This is a genomic window from Flammeovirga yaeyamensis (assembly GCF_018736045.1).
Taxonomy (GTDB): Bacteria; Bacteroidota; Bacteroidia; order Cytophagales; family Flammeovirgaceae; genus Flammeovirga; species Flammeovirga yaeyamensis.
Window position 1 is genome coordinate 199,726 of sequence record NZ_CP076133.1, and the last position, 10,732, is coordinate 210,457.

At 34.5% G+C, this 10,732-nt stretch carries 11 protein-coding genes; 2 read left to right on the forward strand and 9 right to left on the reverse strand.

Features of this window, described 5'->3' with window-relative positions; genetic code table 11:
- Positions 1-4: 4 nt before the first annotated feature.
- A complete protein-coding gene (locus KMW28_RS21245) occupies positions 5-331 on the forward strand; it encodes an STAS domain-containing protein (protein ID WP_169662355.1) in 327 nt (108 codons plus the stop codon).
- Here the strand turns inward: KMW28_RS21245 and KMW28_RS21250 are convergent.
- From KMW28_RS21250 to KMW28_RS21290, 9 genes are all read right to left on the reverse strand, one after another.
- Positions 328-546, reverse strand: coding sequence for a hypothetical protein (locus KMW28_RS21250; protein WP_169662354.1), 219 nt, complete (start codon positions 544-546; stop codon positions 328-330). The genes KMW28_RS21245 and KMW28_RS21250 overlap by 4 nt on opposite strands.
- A gap of 40 nt (positions 547-586) precedes the next feature.
- A complete protein-coding gene (locus KMW28_RS21255) occupies positions 587-1,165 on the reverse strand; it encodes a 3'-5' exonuclease (RefSeq protein WP_066216179.1) in 579 nt (192 codons plus the stop codon).
- Between the two features lie 170 nt (positions 1,166-1,335).
- Complete coding sequence (locus tag KMW28_RS21260; RefSeq protein ID WP_169662353.1) at positions 1,336-3,087, reverse strand: TRC40/GET3/ArsA family transport-energizing ATPase; 1,752 nt, start codon at positions 3,085-3,087, stop codon at positions 1,336-1,338.
- Between the two features lie 63 nt (positions 3,088-3,150).
- Complete coding sequence (gene arsB / locus KMW28_RS21265) at positions 3,151-4,230, reverse strand: ACR3 family arsenite efflux transporter (protein ID WP_169662352.1); 1,080 nt, start codon at positions 4,228-4,230, stop codon at positions 3,151-3,153.
- Position 4,231: 1 nt separating this feature from the next.
- Positions 4,232-4,849, reverse strand: a complete 618-nt coding sequence (locus tag KMW28_RS21270; protein ID WP_169662351.1) for a low molecular weight phosphatase family protein — start codon at positions 4,847-4,849, stop codon at positions 4,232-4,234.
- A gap of 17 nt (positions 4,850-4,866) precedes the next feature.
- Positions 4,867-5,193, reverse strand: coding sequence for an ArsR/SmtB family transcription factor (locus KMW28_RS21275; RefSeq protein WP_066216188.1), 327 nt, complete (start codon positions 5,191-5,193; stop codon positions 4,867-4,869).
- 201 nt (positions 5,194-5,394) lie between these two features.
- Positions 5,395-7,122 (reverse strand): fasciclin domain-containing protein, encoded by a 1,728-nt coding sequence (locus tag KMW28_RS21280; protein WP_169662350.1) that lies wholly within the window; start codon positions 7,120-7,122, stop codon positions 5,395-5,397.
- Positions 7,123-7,439: 317 nt separating this feature from the next.
- Positions 7,440-8,000: an RDD family protein gene (locus tag KMW28_RS21285; protein ID WP_169662349.1), complete on the reverse strand. Its 561-nt coding sequence runs from the start codon at positions 7,998-8,000 to the stop codon at positions 7,440-7,442.
- Between the two features lie 64 nt (positions 8,001-8,064).
- The gene (locus tag KMW28_RS21290; protein ID WP_169662348.1) at positions 8,065-9,996 is read right to left on the reverse strand and encodes a glycoside hydrolase family 97 protein; all 1,932 of its coding nucleotides are present in this window, start codon (positions 9,994-9,996) and stop codon (positions 8,065-8,067) included.
- A gap of 315 nt (positions 9,997-10,311) precedes the next feature.
- Here KMW28_RS21290 and KMW28_RS21295 point away from each other — a divergent pair, with 315 nt between their 5' ends.
- Positions 10,312-10,704, forward strand: a complete 393-nt coding sequence (locus tag KMW28_RS21295) for a hypothetical protein (RefSeq protein ID WP_169662347.1) — start codon at positions 10,312-10,314, stop codon at positions 10,702-10,704.
- Positions 10,705-10,732: the final 28 nt, after the last annotated feature.

Sequence of the window (10,732 nt, forward strand, 5' to 3'; positions counted from 1 at the left end):
ACAGATGAATATTAGCAAAGAAGTTATACAGGAATATAATGTAATTAATGTAGAAGGATTTATTGATGCGAGCAATTCTTCAGAATTAGAAGAAAGCATCAGAAATCTAATAGAAAAGGGTAGTGATAAGATTATTCTTAATCTAGAAAAGGTAACGTATATGAGTAGTTCGGGATTAAGAGTATTTCTAATGGGTTCTAAAGAACTTCAAGCAATTGAAGGTCAGTTTAGAGTGTGTAATGCTAATGAAGTAGTGATGGAGATTTTAACGATATCAGGGTTTAATATGATCGTTGATATACGAGATTCATTAGAAGAAGCTTTAGCTTAGTCTACTTCTAATAGGATAATATCAAAATCTTCTGGAATGTCTTCTTTGGTGACCCTTTTATATTCCATAGTATCGTACTCCATAAGCATCTGAACATCTTGTGCCTGTAGATCTACAGTCATGTTTTTTTGTTCTCTTCGAACAATATTTAAGTACATTACGGCTACAATTGTTACCCACATACCTATAAAGAAGTACATAAATATAAGTAGCATTTTGTTAGTGTTCATGTAGTAAAGTAGGTAAATTTGAGATCTATATTTTATTCGTTAATAGATAGTTTTTTCCTTTGTCGTATCCTAATTCCATCATTTTTTGCCAAACGTATAGCGTCATAAAGCTATCCGATAGTGAATTATGAGAATTGTCTAATAAGATCTTATCTTCCAAAGACTGCATATCAGAAAAGTGGTTAAAAGCAGTTGATAAACGTTGCCAACGGTAATCGTTGTATTTTTCGTGCCACTCTTTCACAATTTCTGTAGAAAATACTTTCATGGCACAGAATACCCCTTTTGCGTTGGTTAAGTCTACAAAATTTAGATCGAAAGCCGCGTTGTAAAGAATTACATTTTTATCCTCTACAATATCGTTAATCATATCCTGCATTGCGAAATCGTATGTCGGTGCATCCTCTACCATTTCAGGCGTTATGCCATTGACACTCATTGCTTCAGGCCAAGATCTTCTATATTTTGGTTTTAAATAAGTATTCAGAAGTACTTCCTTATCACTGTTGATAATGCTTATTTGTAAAGCTTCATCTACACCAGCGTCTAAGCCCGTAGTTTCTGTATCTAAAACTAAAAAATCAGAAGTAATTTGCTTTTCCATCTAAAAAATTTACAAGCGCTTAAAAAACTATCACTACACAATTTAGAAAAATATTTAATTAAATTATTCTAAAAGTAAAAGTTCAATGAAAAAATTATTTCCATTGAACTTTTTAAAGTGAAAAGTAATGTCTTTTCTATAAGATAAGAATGTTCTATCTACAGACAATTTTAGATTTCTTGAAGCTCGTTAATGATCTCTTCACCTGTTAAATAAGGTAGGGTAAAACATTTCGAATCTTGATGATCGTTCAAGAAAGAATTAAACAGTTCTTTTTGTTGATTCACCTTAGCTTGTAGTAGGGAATTTTTGACTCCCGGGTTAGAAATCATTTCCTGATTAAATACCCAAGCATAAGGAGTAATCCCTGCTCTATTTAAATCCTCTTCTAAACTTTGTGCCTCTCTAATTGGAGTCGTTTCCAATATAGAAATGACTAGTACTTTTGTTAGATCAGGATTCTGAATCATCTTGTATGGAGTCATCAGCTTGCTATCATCAATTTTGCTCTGCTGTTTGACTTGTTTATGATACGCCCCTGTGGTGTCTAACAATAGTAATGTATGTCCGGTTGGAGCAGTATCAACAATCACGAACTTTCTTCTAGCATGTCGAATCACATTAGCAAAGGCATGAAATACCGCCACCTCTTCAGTACAAGGCGATTGTAAATCTTCTAGAATCAGTTTCTTTTGCTCTTCCGTTTTACCCTGCCCCTTTTTCTCCATTGCTTTTGCAATGTATCGTTCAGTTTCTGCTTTAGGATCTATTCTTTCAACTGTTAAGGTAGGGGGAAGTTCTGTTAACTGACCTGTATAGTTGGTAATATGAGCAGCTGGGTCAGTCGTTGTTAAAATCACCTCGTTCCCTCTATTCGCTAAAGCTATTGCAATAGATGAAGCCGTAAATGTTTTACCAACACCACCTTTACCCATCGTTAATATCAAACCATTTTTATCTGCCTCGATGTTATCAAGCAGTTGATTAAATTGATAAGCACTTAAATCAATGGCTTCATTTTGAGTTGCTGAATTGGATTGATTGATAATCTGTGGTATCAATTTTTCATCAAACACAGAAGATAATTTCTGTAGACCTAACACATTGTAAGGTAGCATTCCAAACTTAGTTTGTGATAAGCTCTTTAAGTGTTCAGGCATTTCTTCTAATGCTTTATCACTTTTTGATTGTATCACCTGAGCCAACGTATCGTCTGAGATATCTTCTTGAAGCAGGGCGTTAATGTAAAGATGTTGATTACTTAAACCTAACTCTTTCAACTCTAAAGAAGAACGGTTGGCTTCTTGTAAGGAAGCTTCATCCCCTCTTGCCACCAAAATGAAGGTAGTCAATGTTGGGTCCTGTAACTTTTGAATGACTTCTTTATATCTTTTCTGATTACTCTTTAATGAAGACGATGGGCCTATGCAAGTCGCCCCTTCATTATGATCTAAGAAAGTACTCCAAGCTTCAGGTAGCTCTAACAAACGTAATGTATGCCCTGTAGGTGCTGTATCAAATACAATATGATCGTAATCTGCTACTTCAGGAGCACCGGAAATATATCTTGTAAACTCATCAAATGAAGCGATTTCTACAGTACAAGCACCCGATAATTGTTCTCTTACTTTGTTTTTGTAGGCAGGTGTGGCCAACATTCCCAAAGAAGAAACAGCTCTTTCTTTATAATTATGTCCTGCTGCTTCAGGATCAATATTGATCGCATTTAATTGATTAAGTTTTGGGTGTGCGTGTACTTTATCGGTCACTTGCATTTCCAAAACATCAGATAAATTTGATGCAGGATCCGTACTAATTAATAATACTTTTTTTCCTTCAACGGCTAATTTTACTGCAGTAGCTGAAGCTAAAGTAGTTTTACCAACGCCTCCTTTTCCTGTGAAAAAAATGTATCTGCTCATGTGTTTTTATATATAATGAAAGGTGGATACAATAGCCTAGAAATTGTATCCACCTCTCTTTTATTATTTTGTATAGTATTTCTTTCTAAACCAAAAGGCGAGATTTACCAAGGCAATCAATGCTGGAACCTCTACTAATGGCCCTATTACTCCAGTAAACGCTTGGCCAGAGTTAATGCCAAATACACCAATCGCCACTGCAATTGCTAACTCGAAATTATTACCTGTTGCTGTAAACGCAATGGAAACATCTTTCTCATAATCAGCACCAAAGTATTTACCTAAGAACATACTTACCACAAACATCAATGTAAAGTAGATGACTAATGGAACCGCAATTCTTAATACATCCAATGGCAACTCAACAATTTTTTGTCCTTTCAAACTGAACATCAATACAATTGTTGACAATAAAGCAATTAAAGTAATTGGGGAGATTTTAGGAACAAAAACATTCTCATACCAATCTTTACCTTTTACGTTCACTAGGATTTTTCTACTTAAAAATCCAGCTATAAATGGAATTCCAAGATAGATGAATACACTTTCGGCGATTTGCCCCATAGTGATATCTACCGCTAGTCCTTCAAACCCAAAATAAGGAGGAAGGATAGTGATAAAAACATAAGCGTACACACTGTAGAATAATACTTGGAAAATACTGTTTAAGGCGATCAAACCTGCCGCATATTCTGATGATCCATCAGCAAGATCATTCCAAACAACTACCATCGCAATACATCTAGCCAAGCCAATTAAAATAAGGCCTGTCATGTATTCTGGGTAATCGTGTAAGAAAATAATAGCAAGGGCAAACATTAAAATTGGACCAACAATCCAGTTCAATACCAAAGAAAGAGAAAGTACTTTTACATTCGAAAATACTTTTCCCATCTCTTCATATTTCACTTTTGCCAAAGGTGGATACATCATTAATATTAATCCAATGGCTAAAGGAATATTGGTCGTTCCTACAGACATATCGTTAATTTTATCGGCAACGGATGGAGAAAAATATCCAATCCCAACACCGATAGCCATGGCGATAAAAATCCAAAGCGTTAAATAGCTATCTAAAAAAGATAACTTCTTAGGTTGCTTTTGCGGACAAACCGCTGCTGTATCTTTCGTTAAATCTGACATCTTAAATTAGTGAAAAGGCGTACATTAATTCTCTAGCAATCTGACGACAACGTTCATCGTATTTTTCTTCCTGAATAGAAGTTCCATCAAAAGCTTTTGGATCCTCGAATGGTAACGAAATACGAGTGGCACCAGGAATAAATGGACAATTTGCATCTGCATGTCCACATGTCATTACTGCTGCAAAATTAGATTGTGGGTTAAATGCATGATCGTATGTTTTAGAGAAACCAATAATTGCAGGTTGGTTCTCATCATATTTTATCGCATAAACAGGGTTGTCCTCATTAGACAATTTTTGAATCTTCAAACCAGCTCTTTCCAATGCATTTGCTGCTGATGGAAATAATGCCGTTGCTTCTGTTCCTCCAGAATAAGCAAATACATTTTTAAATCCGTAATAATGTGCTGCAACTTGAGTCCAAACCTGAGAAAGATGAGACCTTCTAGAGTTATGTGTACAAATTAAAATCAAATTTGCTATTCCATCTTTAGCTAAAGAGTCTTTAACGAAATTAGCAACCACTTGAAGCATTTCTTTTCTTTCTTGTTCGATTAATCCAAACTCACCCTCAAGGGTACTGATATAATCTTTTAACTCTACTACTGCGTTTTCCATTTTGAATTATGATTTGATTAACAACACTTTTTAGGAGATAACTGATTTAAATTTGATGAGAAAAACAGGCTCACTTTCTCCCACAGTTCCTCGTTTACACAATAACTTACATTATTACCAGAAATAGATCCTTTGATAAGACCCACTCTCTTTAATTCATTTAAGTGTCTTGAAACTGTAGATTGTGCCAAAGGTAGCACGCCTACTAAATCTCCATTAATGCATTGTGGTGCATTAATAAGATGAAGCAAAATACTTAGTCTTGCCGGATGCCCTAAAACCTTTAGGATATCTGACATTTCCGTTACTTCTGTGTCGAAACCTTCTGTTTTTGTTATTCCCATATCGCAATATTGCGATATATAAATGTTATTATCAAAAAATAGAGAATATTTATGAAAGAATTTTACAATCATTTGCTTTAAAAGCAGAAAATGAGGTGAAATCAAATGCTATTTGTATAATAAAAAAACAAAGTCCATCCCCAAAGAGGATGGACTTTACTGCTCTATTCATTAAAATATAAATTACGAAAATATATTTTCTTAGTTGCTAGATGGGATTAAAACATCACCTAGAACGTGAATTACACCATTTGATGCTTCAACATTAGCAATTTGAACCATAACACCATCGATGTATACACTTTCACCCATGACTGTTACAGTTAACATTGTTCCTGCTAATGTTTCAATCATTTGACCATCTGATAAATCAGATGATAAAGCTTTAGTTGCTACAACGTGGTGTGCTAAAACGTTTGCTAATTCTTCAGTAGATAAACCTTCTACTGTATCAGCAATCTTAGCGAAAGCATCGTCTGTTGGAGCAAATACTGTGTATTCACCACCATCCATGTTGAAAGTTGATGTTAAATCAGTTGCATCAAGTGCTCCCAATAGAGTAGTAAAGCTACCGTTAGCTTTTGCTACATCAACAATTGTATTTGGTAATAACACTTCATCGATAACGTGAATGACACCATTTGAAGCTTCAACATCTGTTGCAACAATGTCTACACCGTTTATTGTTGCTCCACCCATTAGTGATACTGTTAATTTTGTACCAGCAAGTGTTGTTACCATTGCACCTTCTGATAAATCACCTTCCATAATTTTAGATGGAACTACATGGTGTGCTAAAATTCTTGCAATTTCTTCAGTTGTTAGCGTTGGAAGAACATCTGAGATTGCAGCGAAAGCGGCATCGTTTGGTGCAAATACTGTGTACGCCTCATCACCATCGAAGTTGAATAAGTCCGTTAACTCAGTATCTGATAATGCCCCTAATAGCGAAGTAAAGCTACCTGCGTCACGAGCTACATCAACAATTGTATTTGGTAATAAGACTGTCCCTACTACGTGAATTACACCATTTACTGTTTCGATATCAGCAGCTACTACATTACCACCGCCAACTGTTACACCGTTTGCTAAAGAAACTGGTAATTTTGTATTTGCTAATGTAGGAATCATTTGACCTTCTGTTAGAGAAGAAGATAAAGCCACTGTACCTGCCACGTGATGCTTAAGAATCCTTGCAAGATCCATATTGTCGATAGCAGATAAATCTGTGATGCCTGCAGCTTCGAAAGCAGCATTTGTTGGTGCAAATACTGTAAATTCGCCATCGCTGTCTGTGAAAGGTGCTACCAAATCAGCTTGTGATAAAGCTGCTACTAATGTTGAGAAGTCAGGGTTACTTATGGCAACTTGAGCAATTGTTAAAGCCTTTGTTGTTACCATAACATCTGATAACACGTGAATTACACCATTGCTTGCCTCAATATCAACAGCTGATACTTGGGCGCCACCAACAGTCACAACACCATCAGTGATGTCCACTTCTAGCATTGTTCCTGCTAGTGTCTCAACCATTTGCCCATCAGACAGGTCTGATGAAAATACTCGACCTGCAACTACGTGATGCTTTAGTAATACATCAAGACCTTCAGCTGAAATGTCATCAAAACTAGATATACCGTTGTTGGCACTCAATAAATTAGCAAATGCACCATCAGTTGGAGCAAATACTGTATAGTCACCTGGACTATCAAATGTCTCTACTAGATTAGCAGCTTGCAATGCAGTTACTAGAGAAGTGAAATCTTCTGAAGATGTTGCAATTCCTGCAATTGTTCCTACCTCAGCTACCGGATCATCATCGTCTGCTGGTAGGTTTGTTACATTGTCGTCATCGTCGTCTGAACATGCTGTGAATAGACCGAAAAGACCTAGTAGTAATAGAATTTTAAATAAGTTAATAGTTCTCATTCTGAAATTATGTTTATGGTTGAAAATCTGAACACTATAAGTTTGTGTTAAGATATTTTGTTTAAACAACTTTCGTTTTCATTAAACAAAAAGTTCGAATCTCTTAGAATAGTGCAAAACAATTCTAAGTAACATTAAACACTCAGCAGGTGAGACTATTATTTTTACAATGAAATTTTTTTTGATTTTTTTACAATCGCTTTGTTTGAACACTAACTTTGTTTAAACAAAATTCATTTTTTTCTCACAAATGAATCCTTTTGTTTAACTTTTAATTCTATCAACATAAACAAAACAGCCAAATAATAAGCTTTTGATTAATTAGGCATTTTCTTTTCCCATAAAATGTTCTTTGTCTGACAATTAGGGCATTCAAAAAATCCATTCTGTTGATCTATTGGATCTAGAAATAAATCTTCTCCACAATCTAGACAAAACACTTTTTCATTTCCAACTACCAATGTTTTCGCCACAATGTCTCCAACTCTTTGATGCTTATTTGCATATTTTACAACAAAAAAAGCTACTATACCGCCATGAAAAAGCAAATCGATAGGATCTAAGAATCTTCTTTTAAAAGCTTGTAACATCGTAATATTTTTTCCTCTTCTATCAATCACTTTTAAGCCAACAGCTAAATGACCTAATGTTTTTCCGAATAAACCTTCTACAATAGGAAAGTATATAAACCAAATAAGAAATATTGGAAGGGAGGCTATACCATTTACTTTATAACCTCCATCATCAGATAATTCACCAAATGTTTTGACATACAGATTGAAGAATATAAAATATATTCCATAATCAATAATAGTGGCAATTGTCCTCTTTAACAGATGTGGTTCCGTCTGAATATTGTTTGCGTTAAGTTTTATCATAACATAAAAATAGACATTGTATATTTATTGTAGAAGAATACAATGCCTATTTTATTTTTATATATTATTTTTTATTGATGATAGCAGCATACCCACCACCTTTCACCATCTTAATTCTCAGTTGACTATTAGATTTCACATCCTTAGATAGCATTTGATAATCTTCTGCAAAATGTACTGCGTTGATACCATCTTGAAAGATATTCGCTTCATAATTTCCTTCTCCTAAGAATGATAGATCAATAGTCATTTCTCTTTCTTCATTATTCGTAAGACCACCGATAAACCATTGGTCGCCATTTTTTCTAGCCATAATCAAGTATTCTCCCACTTTGGCAGAGATTACTTTAGTATCCTCCCATGTAACAGGTATTTGAGCTAAGAAAAAAGTGGTCTCATGTTCTTTCTTGTAATTCGAAGGTGAATCCGCTAACATTTGGATTCCTGATTCATAAATCACAAATAATGCGACTTGATGCGCTCTAGTTCCTTGGCTACCAGGACGAGTCCAATTCGGCACAAATTCTTCTTGATGATAGTTTCTCATTGCACCAGGTGTATAATCCATCGGACCGCAAACCATTCTGATGAAAGGGATCGTCACATCATGTTCTGGAGTGACTGTATTGCTCCACTTATCGTTTTCAAGGCCATGCACCCCTTCGTAAGAAACAACATTCGGATATTTTCTATGAAGCCCTACAGGTTTATATGCCCCATGGAAGTCCACCAAAAGTTCTCTTTCTGCACATAGACGAGCTATTTTATCGTAAAAGTCGACCATTAACTGATCGGCTCTATCCATAAAATCTACCTTTACCCCTTTAATACCCCACTTCTGAAAGTTATCTAAAACAAACAGTTGTTCGTCTAAGGTTTTCCAAGTGGCCCAAAGGATGATACCGACATTCTTTTCATTTCCATATCGGATCAACTCAAATAGATCAAGTTCTGTGTTAGGTTTACTCAAATCTTTTGTTGAGAACGACCAACCTTCATCTAATATGATATACTCTAAACCATATTCAGCTGCAAAATCAATATAATATTTATACGATTCAGTGTTAAACCCTGCTTTAAAATCCACACCATACAAATTAGATGCATTCCACCATTCCCAAGAAACTCTTCCCGGTTTGATCCATTCTGTATCTTCCAAAACGTTTTCAGAAGCTAAGGTGAACGCTAAATTTGACGCCACAAGATCTGCATCATCTTCCGTGATAATCATTATTCTCCACGGAAAAGAACGTTTGCCCTTTGTTAGTGCAACATAATCTGCTGTTTTAGTTACTTTACTCTGACGATCACCTATCATTTCCACTTCCAATGGGTAATTAGGAAAAGTAGATTTTAACTGATGATTTTTTCCTTTAGTAAAGAACATATGAGGATAATCTTCAATATCAGACTCTGTCATCAAAATTTTATTCTCTTCCTTATTTTGTAACAACAAAGGCATATACGTATTGATCCCTGCACTTATAGAATCAACATTTATTTTCTTATATGGAATTTCGAAACTACTTGAATACCCCTTTAACAATGATGCCCACATCTCCGTTTCCTTAAAGAAAGTGATGTCGAATTTTTCATTTACTTCTACTTCATATTTTTCGTTGGTGATATAACGGTAAGCGATGCCATCATCATATGCTCTAAATTCTACCTTTGTTCTGCCGAAGGATAATATCACTTGATTATAGACATCATCAATGATAGCTTCTTTAAAAGGTACAACTGGAAGTACTTTATTATCAAAATGATTTTGTTTAGAGACTTTCATCTTCTTTCCTTTTAGTAAGGAAGTATTATTAAACATCAAATCAATTTCTCCTTTCTGAATTACCCCTTTGTTATTAGAAGTAACACTAAATGAAACCACATCTTTTGATTGATTGAATGTGACTTTTATATTTTGATTAGGCGATTTTAGTTCTTGTGCCACAATTAAAGATGTGGTAAAGAGTAGTATTAAAGTGAATATTCTTTTCATTTCTGTAATTGTTAATTTCGTTTTATTGGCTTTTCTAGATATCTAGTTTTAAGATTATCATTACTAAATAGAATATAAAAATGATAACGTGCAATAATTTTCCGTTTCCTCCAATCGAAAGAATGTTAATAACCCTAGATCAGATTTATTCCCTTAAAACAAATTAAAATTGATGAACGAAACTTATTAATGTTTAATAATATTTACATTTTTAGATTGATTATGTATATTTAGATACAATCAAACTTTAACACTATCCGGTTACAACCTATATCAACATTATCGAGTCAAAATTATTGTATTAACCTGAATTATATGATCAAACAAATACTATACACGGTGATCTCCTTATCCTTTTTATTCTTTACGAGTTGTAGTGACTCCGAAGATGTTTCAAAAGAGATCATGCAGATTAAGAATTTATCAACTGATGTCGTTTCCATGTCTGAAACTTCTTCCTTTTTGGAAGTGGTTACTGATATTGATTATGTCGATTTCGGTTACCTAAGAATCGACATACATTCAAAAAATGATGATGGAAGTATTTGGGATGTCACCCACATTTATCACGATGTCGATAATTATGCTTTCCATGGGCAGTTTAGTATTCCAGAGAATACTTTCGGAGAATATGAAGTGATCATTTATCTAGCAGATAAAGAAAATAATATCATTTCTGAATCGATTGACATTTTTATAGAGCCTTAATTTTAGAATAGTAATAGATTAAAATAGC